This window comes from Gilliamella intestini (assembly GCF_900094935.1).
Lineage (GTDB): Bacteria > Pseudomonadota > Gammaproteobacteria > Enterobacterales > Orbaceae > Gilliamella > Gilliamella intestini.
The window spans coordinates 93,334-111,689 of record NZ_FMBA01000002.1 but is presented as its reverse complement, the minus strand read 5'-3'; the positions used below and the strand labels follow the sequence as shown (position 1 = coordinate 111,689).

At 35.9% G+C, this 18,356-nt stretch carries 17 protein-coding genes and 1 pseudogene; 9 read left to right on the top strand and 9 right to left on the bottom strand.

Annotated features, from left to right (window positions below; translation table 11 throughout):
* The 6 genes and pseudogenes from GA0061080_RS12350 to GA0061080_RS01015 form a co-directional block, all read right to left on the bottom strand.
* Positions 1–128: pseudogene (locus tag GA0061080_RS12350) on the bottom strand (IS5/IS1182 family transposase); the annotation flags it as partial.
* Positions 129–573: 445 nt separating this feature from the next.
* A complete protein-coding gene (locus tag GA0061080_RS01035; protein WP_091119559.1) occupies positions 574–1,785 on the bottom strand; it encodes a phospholipase D family protein in 1,212 nt (403 codons plus the stop codon).
* Between the two features lie 60 nt (positions 1,786–1,845).
* Positions 1,846–3,972, bottom strand: coding sequence for a YccS family putative transporter (gene yccS / locus GA0061080_RS01030; RefSeq protein ID WP_209435681.1), 2,127 nt, complete (start codon positions 3,970–3,972; stop codon positions 1,846–1,848).
* Positions 3,973–4,131: 159 nt separating this feature from the next.
* A complete protein-coding gene (gene pgm, locus GA0061080_RS01025; protein ID WP_091119551.1) occupies positions 4,132–5,769 on the bottom strand; it encodes a phosphoglucomutase (alpha-D-glucose-1,6-bisphosphate-dependent) in 1,638 nt (545 codons plus the stop codon).
* Positions 5,770–5,862: 93 nt separating this feature from the next.
* Positions 5,863–6,366, bottom strand: coding sequence for a hypothetical protein (locus tag GA0061080_RS01020; protein WP_065635649.1), 504 nt, complete (start codon positions 6,364–6,366; stop codon positions 5,863–5,865).
* A 22-nt stretch (positions 6,367–6,388) separates the two neighbouring features.
* Positions 6,389–6,574, bottom strand: coding sequence for a hypothetical protein (locus GA0061080_RS01015; RefSeq protein ID WP_091119546.1), 186 nt, complete (start codon positions 6,572–6,574; stop codon positions 6,389–6,391).
* Between the two features lie 166 nt (positions 6,575–6,740).
* Between GA0061080_RS01015 and GA0061080_RS01010 the strand changes: the two genes are divergently transcribed.
* Together GA0061080_RS01010 and gloA are read left to right on the top strand one after the other, a co-directional pair.
* Positions 6,741–7,238: an outer membrane lipoprotein gene (locus tag GA0061080_RS01010; RefSeq protein WP_091119542.1), complete on the top strand. Its 498-nt coding sequence runs from the start codon at positions 6,741–6,743 to the stop codon at positions 7,236–7,238.
* Between the two features lie 213 nt (positions 7,239–7,451).
* Positions 7,452–7,859, top strand: coding sequence for a lactoylglutathione lyase (gloA, locus tag GA0061080_RS01005; protein WP_091119539.1), 408 nt, complete (start codon positions 7,452–7,454; stop codon positions 7,857–7,859).
* Between the two features lie 51 nt (positions 7,860–7,910).
* Here the strand turns inward: gloA and gmk are convergent, their stop codons facing one another.
* Positions 7,911–8,540, bottom strand: coding sequence for a guanylate kinase (gmk, locus tag GA0061080_RS01000; RefSeq protein ID WP_091119535.1), 630 nt, complete (start codon positions 8,538–8,540; stop codon positions 7,911–7,913).
* 209 nt (positions 8,541–8,749) lie between these two features.
* Between gmk and GA0061080_RS00995 the strand changes: the two genes are divergently transcribed.
* A complete protein-coding gene (locus GA0061080_RS00995) occupies positions 8,750–9,445 on the top strand; it encodes an AzlC family ABC transporter permease (protein ID WP_209435680.1) in 696 nt (231 codons plus the stop codon).
* Complete coding sequence (locus tag GA0061080_RS00990) at positions 9,442–9,765, top strand: AzlD domain-containing protein (protein WP_091119527.1); 324 nt, start codon at positions 9,442–9,444, stop codon at positions 9,763–9,765. The genes GA0061080_RS00995 and GA0061080_RS00990 overlap by 4 nt, the downstream gene beginning before the upstream one ends.
* A 120-nt stretch (positions 9,766–9,885) precedes the next feature.
* Here GA0061080_RS00990 and GA0061080_RS00985 read toward each other — a convergent pair whose 3' ends face one another.
* Together GA0061080_RS00985 and GA0061080_RS00980 are read right to left on the bottom strand one after the other, a co-directional pair.
* A complete protein-coding gene (locus GA0061080_RS00985) occupies positions 9,886–10,350 on the bottom strand; it encodes an NfeD family protein (protein ID WP_091119524.1) in 465 nt (154 codons plus the stop codon).
* 107 nt (positions 10,351–10,457) lie between these two features.
* Entirely contained in the window at positions 10,458–11,366 is a 909-nt protein-coding gene (locus GA0061080_RS00980) for an SPFH domain-containing protein (RefSeq protein ID WP_091119521.1), read from the bottom strand.
* A 359-nt stretch (positions 11,367–11,725) separates the two neighbouring features.
* Here GA0061080_RS00980 and GA0061080_RS00975 point away from each other — a divergent pair, with 359 nt between their 5' ends.
* From GA0061080_RS00975 to trpA, 5 genes are read left to right on the top strand one after another with little or no spacing between them, the layout of a single operon-like run.
* Positions 11,726–13,288 carry an anthranilate synthase component 1 gene (locus GA0061080_RS00975; protein ID WP_091119518.1) on the top strand — a complete coding sequence of 521 codons (1,563 nt, stop codon included), beginning with the start codon at positions 11,726–11,728 and terminating at the stop codon, positions 13,286–13,288.
* A complete protein-coding gene (gene trpD, locus GA0061080_RS12735) occupies positions 13,288–14,919 on the top strand; it encodes a bifunctional anthranilate synthase glutamate amidotransferase component TrpG/anthranilate phosphoribosyltransferase TrpD (protein WP_091119513.1) in 1,632 nt (543 codons plus the stop codon). Before GA0061080_RS00975 ends, trpD begins: the two co-directional genes overlap by 1 nt.
* A 15-nt stretch (positions 14,920–14,934) precedes the next feature.
* Positions 14,935–16,317 (top strand): bifunctional indole-3-glycerol-phosphate synthase TrpC/phosphoribosylanthranilate isomerase TrpF, encoded by a 1,383-nt coding sequence (gene trpCF, locus GA0061080_RS12730; protein ID WP_209435679.1) that lies wholly within the window; start codon positions 14,935–14,937, stop codon positions 16,315–16,317.
* 26 nt (positions 16,318–16,343) lie between these two features.
* A complete protein-coding gene (trpB, locus tag GA0061080_RS00960; RefSeq protein WP_091119507.1) occupies positions 16,344–17,537 on the top strand; it encodes a tryptophan synthase subunit beta in 1,194 nt (397 codons plus the stop codon).
* Entirely contained in the window at positions 17,534–18,340 is an 807-nt protein-coding gene (trpA, locus tag GA0061080_RS00955; protein ID WP_091119503.1) for a tryptophan synthase subunit alpha, read from the top strand. Before trpB ends, trpA begins: the two co-directional genes overlap by 4 nt.
* Positions 18,341–18,356 lie beyond the last annotated feature (16 nt).

The following is an 18,356-nucleotide window of genomic DNA, read 5'->3' as shown; positions in this document are numbered from 1 at the left end:
GTTCTCATTCGGAAAAGGATCCCTTCAAACGTCATCCGATGCTCGGATTTATTATAAACTCGGCCGGTATTTTTCATTATTTGTAGTAGCTTTTCCCACCGTTTATCTGTTAGCATTGTTCTTGGCATGATGAATCGAGTTATGGTTGTTTTTGGCTGAATTATTATAACTCACATCATGCCGTCTAAAAAATAATCACGAAAGATCAACACGCCCTAATTACAAACAGGCGATAAGGGTTGATATTACAAGAAAAATAGCCGTCGCTAATGAGGTTAAATGTTGGATCGGCTACACTAATTAGTACCAGTTTTATAAGGTCATTGTTATGATAAATTAAAAATAAAAGAAGGTAACAACAATGGCAACAGTGAATGCAGGATAAGGTTTGCCTGTTGCAATATTAAATAGAAATCAACTATCACTTTTAACTTACAAATACAGAAAATCTAGAATGGGGTCTTATTTCTTTATGATATAGACGCCATATCCCTTGTCAGTGATAAAGCGTTAATTTTGTTGTTTATGTATATTTATTACACTCTTTCCTTTTTAATTTCAGTAAAAAATAAGTTACTCCTTGTGTTGATAGAAGATAGCATCAATCATGGCAACGCGACCATTCCAAGCTTGTTTTTCTTCTTCTTTTCTTGAATCCTCAGGACAGCTAGATGACCACCATACTGAATCAATAATTCGTGCTATAATTTGTTCCCAATATGTTTCAAAGTCGATCTTTTGAGGTATACCAAAATCTTTGCATAATGCTGAGCGATTTTGCCCATCTAAACACACAAAGTAATCAGGGCGTTTCATTGCTAATAACCTACTTGCAATGCCAATCCCACATTTACCAGTAGGAAATGCCAGCTTGAATGTTTTTATAAATTGATTGTAGTTAGCTTCATTTACAGGACCTGTCAATGGTATACAATTAAGGGCATTTGATATGTTAGGATCATTATTATTTATTTTGCTATGAAATACTCCAGCACCAACCATGCTACCAAACCATTTCCACTTAATTTCTGAACCATCATCTATTAAGCCAGCCACTTGCTTTCGTTGTAATTTAGTAAAACTAGAGAAGATTTGTTTTTCTGTGAAGTAATTATTAATCTTTTGCAGAACTTCAATCCGCTCAGAAAATGAATAATCTTTTTCATTTATTGTGCCACGTATTTTTTTATAATATTCATCCCATTGTAGTGAAAGAATATTTGACTTTATCATACTTTTTTTGCTTGTATATCCACCGTAAACATTCCTTAGACTATCTAGTTTAGTTTTATTTTTCTTCCATATGTTCGTGTATTTAGTTATTTCTATTTCAGTCATTTCTTCTGCATATTCCCAATAACTATCAATGGTTTCCAATATGTCAGTAAATATCTTTTCAGAGCCTTGATCATTACTTGTGATATGAATCATTATTTCATCATTTTTTGTTAATGCTGCCTGTGTAAAATTAGCACTACCAATTAGACATTCCCAATTGCCATTTTCATCTGAAAATAAATACACTTTAGGGTGGAAAATTTTATCAGTTTTCAATATGAATTTTACATTTCTATGGCTCGCAAAGGTTTTAATGAAATCTGGGTGAGTTTGATAAAAATGGGTTCCAACTACCATTTTAGTTATGTGTTTTTCATTGTCTAATAATTTAGATGCAGCGTTTGAATTCATTGATGCCCAAGCTGTGGCTATATAATAGTTGGTATATTTCTCCATTAATTCAACTAATTTATTATCAATATAAGCTGGTTTAGTAATAATTTTCATTCACTTTTCTCCAATTTATTGCTTTATAGTTCGATTTCAGGCAGTTTGTTAAAATACTTATTATTCTAGCCGAGCGGCAATCTCAATAATTTCTGGCAAAATATCCAAAATCAAAGCCAATTGTTGCATAACTAACAGATCATTATTGGCTTTATCGTCATCTACTGAATTGGTTGAAATGGTTTCAATATAATCGATAACTGACTTTTTAACGGGTTGATATTCGCTGTCTATTTTCTTATAGCATAGAAGATTAATAATATAAACTGACAAATCATCAAATAACTCAAGTGTTTGTTTTGAAATACACTTATCGCGATGCGCACCTAAAGTTGAAAGATAACTAATCAATGTATGATTAAGTGTTAACAAACGAAATCCTTTATCAATAACAACAGGGTTCATATGAGGCTCTTTAGTCATCAAACTAATTAATGACGATAAATCGGCATTACTATCATGTGCAGCACGTCTTGCCAAACGGTACATTACATCATTAGTTTTACCAGTCAGATATTGACGACCAATTAATGCCAAATAATGACTATCATCATGGCAAACACGATCGACAAGTTTAGGCAAATTCCTAAACTGCCAATCAGGCCAAATAAAGCTCACAGCAAACCCAGCAATAAAACAACCAATTAACGTTGCAATAATGCGTGAAGCCGCTACGGCAATACTGCTTTCACCAATCAAACTAAAACTAAAAAATACCAGCAACGTAATAAACGCAGTTGCATAAGCGTATTGCGAATTCTTAAATAGAAAAAATAGCCAACCAGTAATAATAATTAATACCAACTGCTCAGGTATACTTGGAAATAAAAATGTTAACGGAATTCCCACAATAATCCCTAAAATTGTCCCAATTACGCGTAATTTTAATCGGTGTTTTGTGGTGGAATAGTTTGGTTGGCATACAAATAAGCTAGTTAAAATAATCCAATACCCATGCGACAAATCAGAAACATAAATCACCATATACCCGACAAAAAACACGGCACACATACGAATTGCATGGCGAAATAGTGCTGACTTAACGGTCAAGTTACTTTTAATTTTAATAAAAATATCATGGAAACGAGTTAACTCTTCATCAATCAACTGATTATCTTCTTGCTCTTTTGATAGATGTTGTTCGGTATCAATATTGGCAAGTAACAGATCGATTGACAACAAATTTTGATACAAACTTTTTAGAGCCTTAACCATTAGCATATTGGCATTGTCACTAGCGTGATACTGATTAATTGCTTCTTCAAGATACCCAAAATAGCGCGAAAATAACGGATCATGCTGGTAAGTTTGATTTAACTTAATCGTCATTGCCAACTGGGCGCATGCCTTCGCTTGCAAATTTAAAATACGCGCAAATCGAAATAAAATATCACTATGTTTAAAATGCACACTTAGTGCTTGATAATGCCCATGTGCTGAACTGGCGCGCTCATGAATGTCTTGCGCCACAAAATAATAGCTGAGTAACTTTCTAATATAAACCTGTCCACGGTAGCTTTTTAACCGATTAAACAATGAACGCTTAGCGTTATTAAATGAGCTAATGAGTTGATTATTAGCATTATTTAATTGCAATATTTGTTTTTTAAATCCATCAGACTCATCAGGATCGAACATAGCCGCTTTAGCATCAAGATATTGTGCCAAATGAATAAAACATAGTGACAGTGATTGTTGGGTTGTACGAATGGGTTGAATGATCGATTCAATTAACGAAACAATATTATACCAAAATGCCCCAAGTAATAAAAAACAAGGTAGCGTATAATTATCAGTAAATAAATTATGCCCAAGCATGGTATAGGCAGCAATCAAAAGTGATCCGAAGGCAATCACACTATAACGTTGCCCAAGCGAACCAAGCATAATAAACATAAATGTTGAAGAAACCAAGCCAACAATAAACAAAGCTGGATAATCAAATAACAGCTCGACCGAAAAAGTCGCAATAGCAAAACAGGTCAGTGTAAGGACTAAATTAATACAGCGACTTAATATGCGGGTGTCGATCTCAGTCAAACCAGCAGCAACAACACCAAGTGTAAGCGGAATAACAAACGATGTTTGCCCAAAATACCAAGGAACTAACGTTGATCCAGCTAAGCTAATTAGCATACGAAGACTAAAAAGAAGATTACTGCTATAAAAGACTTTACGTAAAGTCAAAATGAATGCATGCACGGCGTATAAACTTAAAATAAGATAATTGTAAATAGGATACTACATTGGAGGAAGAGTACCATAATAGCCTTTGTTTTTCGATATAAAACTTTAATAAAAAACAGCAGCTAAATAGTTGCTGTTTTTTGTATTTCAGTTTTATTACTATTTAATTGCTTTAGCCACAATTTGTTGGGCTTCTTGCTGTAGTGTATTTAAATGTTCGTTGCTTATAAAGCTTTCTGCATAGATTTTGTAAGCATCTTCTGTTCCTGATGGGCGAGCGGCAAACCAGCCGTTTTGGGTTATCACTTTAAGCCCACCAATTGCAGCGTTGTTAGCTGGTGCAGTGGTTAGGCATTGGGTGATTTTTTCACCTGCTAAGTTGTCGGTGGTTAGTTGGCTAGCATCAAGTTTGGCTAGTTTTTGTTTTTCATTAAACGAGGCCGGTGCTTGAATTCGTCCATAATAAGAAACGCCAAATTTTGCTTCAAGTTCTTGATATTGCTCTTGTGGGTTTTTGCCCACTTTTGCAGTCATTTCGGCAGCAAGTAGGCATAGGATTATGCCGTCTTTGTCGGTTGTCCAAACTTTGCCGTTGGTTCTTAAAAACGATGCGCCTGCGCTTTCTTCGCCGGCAAAGCCGAGTTTACCGTTGTATAGCCCATCAGCATACCATTTAAAACCAACAGGGTATTCTAGGTATTGTTTGTTTAGGCTATTTGCTACGCGGTCGATCATCGAGCTTGTAACTAGTGTTTTTCCAATAGCGATATCTTTGTGCCATTGTGGGCGGTTTTGGAATAGGTAATTGACACAAGTTGATAGGTAAGCATTTGGGTTCATTAGCCCCTTTGGCGTTACAATGCCGTGGCGGTCAAAGTCGGTATCGTTACCAAAAGCTAAATCAAATTGATCTTTTAATGTTAACAATCCCGCCATTGCCCAGCGGCTTGAGCAGTCCATTCGAATGGTTTCATCATGATCTAGGTGCATAAAGCTGAATGTTGGGTCGACTTTGTTGTTAACAATGTTAAGATTAATACCATATTTTTCGGCAATTCTAGGCCAATAAGTAATACCTGCACCACCAAGTGGGTCAACACCAATTTTTAGCGATGATGATTTAATTAGTGCTAGATCTAAGATGTTTTCAAGGTCGTTAATGTAGTCAGTTTCGTACTCTTTGGTATGAACGTAATTTGAATTTATAGCCTTGTCTAAGGTGACACGTTTTACACCATTGAGTTTATTTTTTAGTAGTTCGTTGGCACGGTTTTCAATTTGTTTGGTGATGTCGGTATCTGCAGGACCGCCATTAGTTGGATTATATTTTATTCCTCCATCCTCTGGTGGATTATGCGATGGAGTAATGACAATACCATCGGCTAGTTGCGCTTGTTTACCTTGGTTGTAGGTTAAAATAGCATGCGATATTACAGGCGTTGGTGTATAGCCCCAATCTTTTGCGATAACAACGGTTTGCTCGTTGGCAACAAAAACTTCAAGTACTGATTTTAATGCAAGTTCTGATAGGGCATGAGTGTCTTGACCAATAAAGCATGGCCCTGTGATATTGTTGGTTTTGCGATATTCAGCAATAGCTTGTGCAACGGCTAATATGTGTGCTTCGTTGAATGTGCCTTTGTTTGAACTGCCTCGATGGCCCGATGTGCCAAATATGACTAGTTGGCTAGCGTTATCCGTATCAGGTTGAATTTGGTAGTAGCTATTGCGTAATGTTTCAACGTTAATGAGATCTGATGGTTGAGCTAACATTCCTGCGCGGTTTTGCTTGGCCATTTTTTTATCCTCTTTCATAAAATAGTCATTTTATAATAGCTAAAATGTGATCAGGTTCGTGTTGTCATGTTTTAGCTTTATTTGTTTATCCTGTTAAGGCAAGAAAGCGTTAGTAACTTGGTTTATCATGGTTTCAGATATGCCCATGTCACTCATTATTGATTCTATAATATACTGCTTTCTAGCAGTGTTGGTATTGCTAATTACCCAATAAGGTGTGCCAATGATTTCGCGGGGTTTGGTGTTTTTACCTGATGCTTCAAGAGCGAGTTTATCTTTGGCTAGGTATTGCCTTTTACTACCATGCAATGATGTTGCAGCAATGGCAAAAAGTGCTGGGTTATAGTTATATAGTGCACTAAGCAATAATATAAAACGGCTGATAATGGATTTTTCGCTTATAAAGGTGTCGCTAGTTAATAAATCATTAAAAATAGGATAGTGATTTTCTTTTTTGACGATGGTATTTTGTTTTGCCAAGGTTGATTGGTTTATATTTAATAAACGTCGTAATATACTTGATGCATCTTCGCCAATGTGTTTGGTTTGACCAGCAATAAATTGGTATAATTCTTCGTCGATTTCTATCGTTTTCATTGTGTTACTTGTGCCTATTAAATTATTTTACGGGACATCCTGAAGCAGGAATTTTGTTAAGATGCGAATCATTTGCTGATTCATTATTTAAACAATCATTTGATGGTTGTTTAAATTCAATGCTCTCGATTTTTTGAGGTGCTTGATTTGCATCGTGACAAGCCGTTATCATAACCGATAATATTAATTGAAAAAATAACCGTTTCATATATTCATTGTACGCTCAATAAACTATTGCGCTGAGTATAACCTAACTTAAGCATAAATTGTATTGGCTATTGATAAAATAATGAAAATGCTATTGTCGTTTTTTCTTAATAAGATTATTCTAAACAAGGTATAATAATAAGATACCGATATTATATGAGGAATTAATTATGAAAAAAATCGTCACACTAGCTATTTTAGCTGCAATTTTATCTGGATGTAGCAATAGTGATATCTATTCTGGCGATGTTTATACCGCTGATCAAGCCAAACAAGTTCAGCAAGTGAGTTATGGTACAGTTGTTTCAGTACGACCTGTTAAAATTCAAGCTAATAACACAAATGGCAAAAACGAAAATATCGTAGGTAGCTTAGGTGGTGCTGTTTTAGGCGGTGTTTTAGGTAATGCTGTTGGTAATGGTTCTGGTCGAGTATTAGCGACTGCAACCGGTGCTATTGGTGGTGCTATTTTGGGTGATGTAATTCAAGATAAAACTAGCCAAGCAAGTGCTGTAGAACTAGAAATTAAACAAGAAAAAGGATCAAATATTGTGATTGTGCAAAAAGGTTCAGCTAAAGATTTTTTTGCGGGTCAGGCAGTTCGTTTAGTTACTAATGGTAAGCAAATTAGTGCTTCTCCACGATATAGCAATCAATCAAGATAACCACCAATCAAAATAATAAATCAAAAGATAACACTTAATTTTGCTCACTTTGATAGTGAGCAAAATAGTCATATAGGTATCCGTTTATTAGCTTTTCATTAATTTATTAATCATCATAAAATATCCAATCAATAACGAAAATTTGCCTGCTTAAGCACTAATGTATAAACTCAACAAAATTTTTATTTATTCTATTAAAGGAGCAGTAAACTGATGCGTATTTTACATACTATGATTCGAGTTGGTGATTTACAACGTTCGATCGATTTTTATACCCGTGTAATGGGTATGCGAGTGCTAAGAACCAGTGAAAACACGCAATACAAATATTCACTAGCCTTTGTTGGTTATGGCGATGAAACAACCAGTTCAGTAATTGAGTTAACTTATAATTGGGATACCGATAAATACGATCATGGAACGGCGTTTGGTCATATTGCTATTGGTGTTGATGATGTAGCCAAAATGTGTGATGCGGTTAGGCAAGCAGGAGGCAAAGTAATACGCGAAGCTGGGCCTGTAAAAGGCGGCTCAACGATTATTGCTTTTATTGAAGATCCTGATGGCTATAAGTTAGAGTTGATTCAAAACGATCAGGCTGATCAAGCTTTAGGAAATTAAAGGTTTTTTTATAATATCGCCGATTAAAATTTCGGCGATATTATAGATGTTTTAATTAAAATCATTATGTAATAAATCTTTTAATAATTGTGAATGAATGATGGTCTGTTTTGCCTGCTCTAAGCTAGCAGCAGTAATAATTGTGCTTAAGGCATTTAGTGAGGTATCGAAATCATCATTGATAATGACATAGTCATATTCGTTATAGTGCGAAATTTCGGCTTGTGCTTTTTGCATTCTTTTGGCTATAACGTTACTGTTGTCTTGCCCACGTTTAATTAGGCGGTTTTCAAGCTCTTTGAGCGAAGGCGGTAGTATAAATATGCTTTTTGCTTGTGGCATTTTTTCGCGTACTTGTCTTGCACCTTGCCAATCAATATCTAAAAAAACATTAATTCCTTGTAATAGGCTTTGTTCTATTTCGGCTTTAGATGTGCCGTAATAGTGGTCAAATACGTTGGCATATTCTACAAATGAGTTTTGATCAATTAGGGATTCAAAGTATTTATGATCCACAAAATAATAATGTTCACCATGTGATTCGCCTGGTCGTGGTTGGCGAGTTGTATGTGAAATTGATACTTTTGCTTGTTGTGGATTTTGGTTTAAATAAGCTCGAATAAGGCTTGATTTTCCTGCACCACTTGGTGCCGAGATAATAAATAAAGTTCCTGTATACATAGATATGTTTGCCACGTTAGTTGCTATTGAGTTATTTTGTTGTCATTATTATAATTTAGCCGATATTATAGCAAAATTTGGAAAAAGATTGCGGTTTATTGTGAGTTAAGAAAATAATTTACTACTTAATTTTTTAGGTTATAAGGCTGTATTATTAGTTTACAATATTAATTTATAAAATCATGTATTACTGTCGTTAAGGAATGATTATGTCTTTGACTTTTAAAGATGGTGTTTATGCTTGTATTCCAACTTTATTAGGCTACATTGGTATTGGCATTGCTGCAGGCGTTGTAGGAAAATCAGCAAATTTATCCGTACTTGAAATTACATTATTGGCTGTGATTGTTTATGCTGGTGCAGCTCAGTTTATTATTGCAGGTTTGATGATGGTGGCTACGCCTGTTTCGGCCATTATTTTTACGGTTTTTTTAGTTAATTCCCGTCATTTTTTAATGAGCATGGCAACAGCGCCTGCTTTTCGTGGATTTTCATTTTTTAATAATATAGCTATTGGTAGCTTATTAACTGACGAAAGTTTTGCCGTTGTAATGAATGCTATAACGAATAAAGTGCCTGTCAATGCCACTTGGATGCATGGGCTTAATGTAACGGCTTATTTGGCTTGGATTGTATCTTGCTTTTTAGGAGCGGTAATCGGCGAATGGTTGCCCGATCCTAACTTGTTTGGCTTAGATTATGCCTTGGTTGCCATGTTCATTGGTTTACTTTATTTACAACTGATTGGGGATAAGAGTAAAAGCCTTAAAAATCGACTATTAGTGATGTTAACTGTTGCACTTATGCTGATTTTATTAATGCGCTTTGTGTCCCCCGAAATGGCAATTTTAATTAGCACTTTTGGCGGTTGTTTTATGGGAATAGCAATGGAGCATGATGCGTGACAATTTATAGTTTATTGATTATTTTGGGGTGTGGTTTAGTCACTTGGTTGCCAAGAGTAATTCCTTTTATGCTGGTTCGAAAGTTGCAATTACCAAATGTGGTAATTCGTTTTTTGTCGTATGTGCCTTTGTGTATTTTAACAGCGCTATTTGTGCAAAATTTATTTGTGGCAAAAGCGGGGCAGTTTCCTGATTTTCATGTGGAATATTGCTTGGCATCTATTCCAACTGTTATTGTCGCAGTGCTCACTAAAAGCTTAATGTGTATTGTAGTTGCAGGGATGTGTTTTATGGCCTTGATTCGTTATTTTATTATATAATTCGAATTTATTAATAAGTGATTTTTAATAAAAAACCCGCCTGAGCGAGTTCTTTGTCATCAATCTTAAGACGCATTGTTAATGCGCCTTGTTTTTTATAACGAAATAGAATTAATAATATTAATGATTTATAGGTAGCACATCTAAAATTAAACCATCCACAGCAATAACTTCAACACGCTGTCCAACATTAAGATCTTCAACGCATCTAGCCGACCATGTCCCATCTTTAATTTTTACTCGTCCTGAACCATTAACAATAGCATCGGTCACAACTGTTTTAATACCAATTAAATCCTGTTGTGGCTGATTGATTTCGCCTTTACTTGATTTATCTTTACCTTGCTTTTTGAGCCAAAGCCACCAAAGATAAGCAGATACAAGCGTTAGAATTGCAAATAAAATCCATAAAATTGGCCAAGAAAGAGGTAAAATCCAAGCAATTAAACCAACAATAATGGCAGCTATCCCACTCCAAAGCCCGTATCCGCCAGTACCAAGTAATTCTATAATCAGCAAAATACCGCCTAAAGCAATAAATACCCAATGGGGTGAACTATAGAAAACCATAAAAAAATCAGTCATTATTGATTACCTTTATAATACATTCAGTAAAAATCTTAAACATAGCGTTTATAGATTTTGTTAAAAAGTTTCAGGAAACACTATGTTTAAGTATAAAAATTGATTTTTTATTTCGTGTTTTTAATCAACTCAGCAATACCGCCAATACTACCCATTAAACTTGATGCATCAAGTGGCATCATAATCACTTTACTATTATCCGATGAACCAATTTGTTGTAATGCTTCAGTATATTTTTGGGCAACAAAGTAGTTAATAGCATTAATATTACCTGCAGCAATAGCATCGGATACCATTTGAGTTGCTCTTGCTTCTGCCTCGGCAGCACGTTCACGCGCTTCGGCTTGTAAAAAGGCAGATTGTCTTTCACCTTCTGCTTTTAATATTTCAGATTGTTTTTCACCTTCAGAGCGTAAAATGGCAGCTTGGCGAATACCTTCTGCTTCAAGAATTTCAGCACGTTTATTACGTTCAGCTTTCATTTGCGCATTCATTGCAGCAATTAATTCTGTTGGTGGGCGAACATCTCGAATTTCAATACGAGTAATTTTAATTCCCCATGGGCTAGTGGCATCATCAACAATGCTTAATAACTTAGAGTTGATGTGATCACGTTGTGATAACATTTCATCCAATTCCATGCTACCAAGTACGGTACGGATATTAGTCATCATTAAATTAATGACAGCACGCTCTAATTGATTTACTTGATATGCAGCCCTTGCCGCTTCTTGTACTTGGATAAAGCAAACAGCATCAATTTGCACATTAGCATTATCTTTTGAAATGACTTCTTGTGATGGAATATCGAGTACTTGCTCCATCATATTAATTTTACGACCAACACCATCCATAAACGGAATAATGATATTTAAACCGGGTTCAAGTGTATGGGTATATTTACCAAAACGTTCAATAGTATATTGATAACCTTGGGGAACAATTGTAATTGCCTTTAAGACAGTAATTAACGCAAGCAAAACAATAACACCAATGACGATATAAAATACTGGCATAGTTCAAAATCCTTATAATTTTTTATAATAAAAATGAATTAGCTATTTTATAGGTTCTTGAATTTTTTGACTAGTTATAAATGAGAAGTTTGTTTTTAAAAATAAATAATTTCTTGACAGTGTGCTAGTAAACTAGTTTAATAGTACAAAATTTATTTTTAATCGATAAAAATTATGAAAGCACAATATTTACATCTTATTACTCGTCAATTCACCAGCTTTGGTTGGTGGTGCGTTACCTTTTGCGGGTGATGTAATGATGTATTGTCTTTTTTACACAACCCGCTTTATGCGGGTTTTTTAGTTTTTGGATGTTAAACGAATCAGCTAAATAAAAATTTAAATGTAGAGAGCCAACAATGAATAAGCCGACATTAACACAAATAACCCAAACCATCGGTTATTATCAAGATCCAACTCAAGTGTTTTATCAATTGTGCGATAGTAAACCGGCAACGTTGTTACTAGAATCAGCCGAAATTGATAATAAGCAAGGAATTAAAAGTGTCATGATTGTCGATAGTGCATTACGTATTTCGGCAATAAATAATGAAGTGACTTTTAAGGCATTGACCACAAATGGTGAAAAGCTATTACCTTTATTACAACAGGCTTTTACAGACAAGTTAGATAATGTACAAGTGGATGAACAAACACTTAAATTGGTATTTCCCACTATTGATAGTATGCAAGATGAAGATTCAAGATTAAAGTCGCTATCAGTCTTTGATGCATTACGCACATTATTGACTATTGTGAATATCCCTGAACAATGTGGTCAAGATGCGATTTTTGTTGGTGGGCTATTTTGTTACGACCTTGTCGCTGGATTTGAAAACTTACCTAATTTACCTACTGAGCAGCGTTGTCAAGATTTCTGTTTTTATTTAGCTGAAACAATATTAGAAATAAATCATAAAGATCATAAATCCATTTTAAAAACGACGGTTTTCACTTCTGATTCAAAAGAAACTGAGCGCTTAACACAACGGTTAGCTAATTTACAAGCAACATTAAATAGCCCAATGAAAGCCATTCATACTCAGTTCCTTGCTAATATCGGTGTGACATGTAATAAAAGTGATGATGATTTCAATACCGTTATCAAAAAAATGCAAGATGCGATTGAGCAGGGGGAAATTTTTCAAGCAGTACCTTCACGGCGTTTTAAATTACCTTGTCCTGAGCCATTATCGGCTTATCGGGTATTAAAAACCAATAACCCAAGCCCTTACATGTTTTATATGCAAGATAGTGATTTTGTGTTATTTGGAGCATCACCTGAAAGTGCACTTAAGTATACTAAAGCAACTAATCAAGTTGAAATCTACCCTATTGCCGGTACTCGTCCACGTGGATTAACCACAAATGGTGAAGTGGATTTTGATTTAGATAGTAGGTTAGAACTTGAAATGCGCACCGATAAAAAAGAACTAGCTGAACACTTAATGTTAGTTGATTTAGCGCGCAATGATTTAGCGCGTATTTGTAAACCTGGTACCCGTTATACCAAAGATTTGTTAAAAGTGGATCGTTACTCTTTTGTGATGCATTTAGTTTCGCGTGTGGTTGGTCAGCTACGCAGTGATTTAGATGCGCTTCATGCTTATCAAGCCACTATGAATATGGGAACATTAACAGGAGCACCCAAAGTTCGTGCGATGCAATTAATTGCTGAATCAGAAAAAGTTAAACGAGGTAGCTATGGTGGTGCTGTTGGCTATTTTACCGCGAATGGCGATCTTGATACCTGTATTGTGATTCGAAGTGCCTATGTCGAAGATGGCATAGCGACAGTACAAGCTGGCAGTGGTGTGGTGCTAGATTCAAAGCCACAATCAGAATCTGATGAATCACGTAATAAAGCACGTGCAGTTATTCGAGCTATCATGGCAGCGCATAATGTAGAAGGTGTATTCTAATGGCTAATATCTTATTTATTGATAATATTGATTCTTTTACTTATAACTTGGTCGATCAATTACGTAATAGTAAGCATTGTGTGACGATTTATCGAAATACTATCCCTGCAAATGTAATTATTGAAAAATTGTCACAAATGCAAAACCCTATTTTAATGTTATCACCAGGTCCAGGAGCGCCAAGTGACGCTGGATGCATGCCAGAACTGTTAAAACGTTTAAAAGGTAAATTGCCTATTATTGGTATCTGCCTTGGTTATCAAGCTATTGTGGAATCCTATGGTGGAGCGATTGTGCCAGCTGGCGATATTTTGCATGGTAAGGCATCTTTAATTGAGCATGATGAGCAAGCGATGTTTAAAGGATTACCAAATCCGCTACCGGTTGCTCGTTATCACTCTTTAAAAGGCGAAAATATTCCAAAAACACTAACCATTAATGCGCTTTGCAATAATGTTGTAATGGCTGTTCGTAATGATGAAGATCGGGTTTGCGGTTTTCAATTTCATCCAGAATCGATATTAACCATTCAAGGTGTAGAATTATTAGAACAAACGATTGACTGGGCACTAAATCCTCCACAAAAACAAGAGAAGCCAAAACAGGAAGCTATTGTTGATAAGCAAGAGTACAATATTCAACCTATTGTTAATAAATTATATTTAGGGCAAGCCCTTACACAAGAGGAAAGTAAAATACTATTTAATTTAATTATTCAAGGTAAGATTGAACCAACTGTATTGGCTACCGCAATAATTAGTATGAAAGTTCGTGGTGAAAAACCGGATGAAATAGCAGGGGCAGCTTTAGCATTGCTTGAGAATGCCGATCATTTTGATTCTCCAGATTATGATTTTACTGATATTGTTGGTACAGGGGGGGATGGCACCAATAGCATTAATATATCAACAGCTAGTGCCTTTGTGGCTGCAGCATTGGGTTATAAAGTGGCTAAACATGGTAATCGTGGCGTATCAAGTAAATCTGGCTCTTCCGATGTACTTTCTGCCTTAGGCATTAAATTAAATATGTCAGCACAAACATCTCGTCAGGCATTAGATGAACTTGGCGTGTGCTTTTTATTTGCCCAGCAATATCATTCAGGTTTTCGCCATGCAGCACCAATACGCCAACAATTAAAAACTCGGACTATTTTTAATGTGTTAGGGCCATTGATTAATCCATCTCGTCCTAAACGTATTTTATTAGGCGTGTATCATCCAGATTTGATCCAACCGATTGCTGAAACATTAAAAATGCTTAATTATAAACATGCTTATGTGGTGCATGGCGCAGGTATGGACGAGGTTGCTATTCATGGCGAAACTAATGTTGCTGAAGTTAAAGATGGTGAAATCCGTTATTTTACGCTTACACCAGAGGATTTCGGCTTGCCAACATTTACTTTAAAAGATATTGAAGGGGGTACACCTGAGCAGAATCGTGATATGTTAATTGCCATTTTACAAGGTCACGGGAAACCAGCACACCAATCAGCAATTGCCGCTAATGTTGCGATGTTAATGAGCTTATTTGGCGAGTCAAATTTAAAGCAAAATGTGCAGCGTGCAATCGAAATGATGCACAGTGGTAAACCTTATGCATTATTACAACAACTAGCAGCAAGATAACAAGTGGAGAATAACATGGCAATTGCAGCATTAGTAAAAAATGTTGAAATGGCAACAGTACTAAAAAAGATCATTGACGATAAACAGATTTGGTTAACGCAGCAGCAGGAAACAAATCCACTTACAATGTTCAAATCAGCAGTAATACCTAGTGATCGCAATTTTTATCAAGCGCTAAATCAACCTAAAACGGTTTTTATTTTAGAGTGTAAAAAAGCGTCGCCATCAAAAGGATTGATTCGGGATGATTTTGATCCGGCCGCTATTGCTAAAGTTTATAAAAATTATGCTTCAGTAATTTCAGTATTGACTGATGAAAAATATTTTCAAGGTAGCTTTGAATTTTTACCCATAGTTCGTAATGAAATCACACAACCCGTGCTTTGTAAGGACTTTATTATTGATGAATATCAGATCTATTTAGCGCGTTATTATCAAGCTGACGCAGTACTATTAATGCTATCTGTATTGACGGATGATGAATATCGTCATCTAAGTAACATTGCTCATAAGCTAAATATGGGTATATTGACAGAAGCTAGTACTGAAAACGAAGTTGAAAGAGCCATCCAATTGGGTGCGAAAGTAATCGGTATTAATAATCGTAACTTAAGGGATTTGACGGTTGATCTAAATCGGGTAAAAGCCTTAGCTAAATCAATTCCTAACGATCGCATTATTATTAGTGAATCAGGTATTTATACTCACAATCAAGTTAAAGAACTGAGTCGTTTTGCAGATGGATTCTTAATTGGTAGTGCATTAATGTCAGAAGCCAACTTAACTTTAGCAATTCGCAAGGTGATGTTAGGCGAAAATAAAGTATGCGGTTTAACTCGATCCGAAGATGCTGTTAGTGCTTATCAAGCAGGTGCAGTCTATGGCGGTTTGATTTTTGTTACAAATTCAGCGCGTTATATACAGCCAATTAAGGCTCGAACAGTGATTGCTGCAGCACCACTTAATTGGGTTGGTGTATTTCGAAATGAAGACATCGAAACCATATGCCAAATAGCAAAACAGCTATCTTTATATGCAGTGCAACTGCATGGTGATGAAGATAAAAACTATATCGAAACATTGCGACAAGAATTACCCAGAACTTGCCAAATTTGGCAAGCATTGAGTATTGATGGGGTTGTGCCAGAACATACCAATCCATTAGTGTCTCGTTATATCTTTGATCATGGTACAGGCGGTACAGGGAAAAGTTTTGATTGGTCACTACTTGATAATCAAGAGCTAAGTAATGTCATTTTAGCCGGAGGTATTAATCCAGAAAATATCAAATCAGCTTTAGCGACGAATGTGATTGGTGTTGATCTTAATTCAGGGGTTGAAGTTTCACCCGGAATTAAAGATAAACAAAAAATCCAAGCTGTATTTGAACAAATTTAATTTTTATTTAAAAAAAAGGAATAGTTATGTCTAAGTTAAATCCTTACTTTGGCGAATTTGGTGGGCAATATGTCCCTCAAATATTAATGCCAGTGCTTGAACAACTTGAAGATGCTTTTATCTCTGCAATCAACGATCCAAACTTTCAAAAAGAGTTTAACGATTTATTAGTTAACTATGCAGGTAGACCAACAGCATTAACTTTATGTAAAAATCTCACCGCAGGTACCAAAACCAAGCTTTACTTAAAACGCGAAGATTTAGTGCATGGTGGTGCGCACAAAACTAACCAAGTTTTAGGACAAGCATTGCTTGCTAAAAGAATGGGTAAAACTGAAATTATAGCCGAAACAGGAGCAGGGCAACATGGTGTTGCTTCTGCTTTAGCCTGTGCACTACTTGGCTTAAAATGCCGAATTTACATGGGTGCAAAAGATGTTAAACGCCAAGCGCCTAATGTATTTAGAATGCGATTAATGGGCGCAACAGTCATCCCAGTTGAAACAGGCTCAGCGACTTTAAAAGATGCATGTAACGAGGCATTACGCGATTGGTCTGGCAGTTATGAAAAAGCACATTATATGTTAGGTACGGCAGCAGGTCCGCATCCTTTCCCAACAATTGTACGTGAATTTCAACAAATGATTAGCCGTGAAGCTAAACAACAAATTCTTGAAAAAGAAGGACGTTTGCCTGATGCAGTAATTGCATGTGTTGGTGGTGGTTCAAACGCAATTGGTATGTTTGCTAATTTTATTGATGATAAATCCGTCAAATTAATTGGGGTTGAACCTGGCGGTCATGGTATTGAAAGTGGCGAGCATGGAGCTTCGCTAAAACATGGTAAGCTTGGCATCTATTTCGGTATGAAATCACCGATGATGCAAACCGATGAAGGGCAAATTGAAGAATCTTATTCAATATCGGCAGGGCTTGATTTTCCATCGGTTGGACCTCAGCACGCTTACTTAGATAGTATAGGGCGAGCTGATTATGTTTCTATTACTGATGATGAAGCGTTAGAGGCATTTAAAGCCTTGTCACGTAGTGAAGGCATTATTCCTGCATTAGAATCTTCACATGCGCTAGCCCATGCAATGAAAATGATCAAAGAAAACCCAACTAAAGAACAACTATTAATAGTTAACCTGTCAGGGCGTGGCGATAAAGATATCTTTACCGTTTATGATATTTTAAAAGCAAAAGGAGAAATCGAATGAGCCGTTATCAAAAACTGTTTGCAACATTAACAGCCGAAAAACGAGGTGCCTTTGTTCCTTTTGTTCCCGTTGGTGATCCAACGCCAGAACAGTCATTTAAGATCATTCAAACTTTGATCGAATCTGGCGCTGATGCACTAGAACTAGGGATCCCATTTTCAGATCCGATGGCCGATGGCCCAACTATTCAAAATGCTAATATTCGAGCATTTAAAGGTGGGATAACGGTTGAAAAGTGTTTTGATATTTTAACCAAGATTAGATCGCAATATGCTGATATTCCTATTGGGTTATTGATTTATGCTAATTTAGTTTTTAAAAAAGGTATTGATAACTTTTATGCCAAGTGTGCCAAAGCGGGAGTTGATTCGGTTTTAATTGCTGATGTGCCTGTTGAATATTCATCAGAATTTACAAAGTCTGCCGAAAAATACAATATAGCGCCAATTTTTATTTGCCCACCTAATGCTGATGATAAAGTCATTCAAAGTATTGCTAAGCAAGGTAAAGGTTATACCTATTTGGTATCACGAGCAGGTGTTACTGGTGCTGAAAATCGAGCTAATAAACCGCTTACTCATTTATTACAAAAATTAACTGAGTTTGGCGCACCGCCAGCGATTCAAGGATTTGGTATTTCAGAGCCTGAACAAGTTGCCGAAGCAATTAAATCAGGCGCAGCAGGGGCAATTAGTGGATCAGCAACGGTTAAAATTATTGAGCAAAATCTTAATAATCCAGAACAAATGCTTAACCTGTTAGCCTATTTTGTTAAAACAATGAAAAAGGCAACTAATAAGTAATTTATGTAAGTAATTT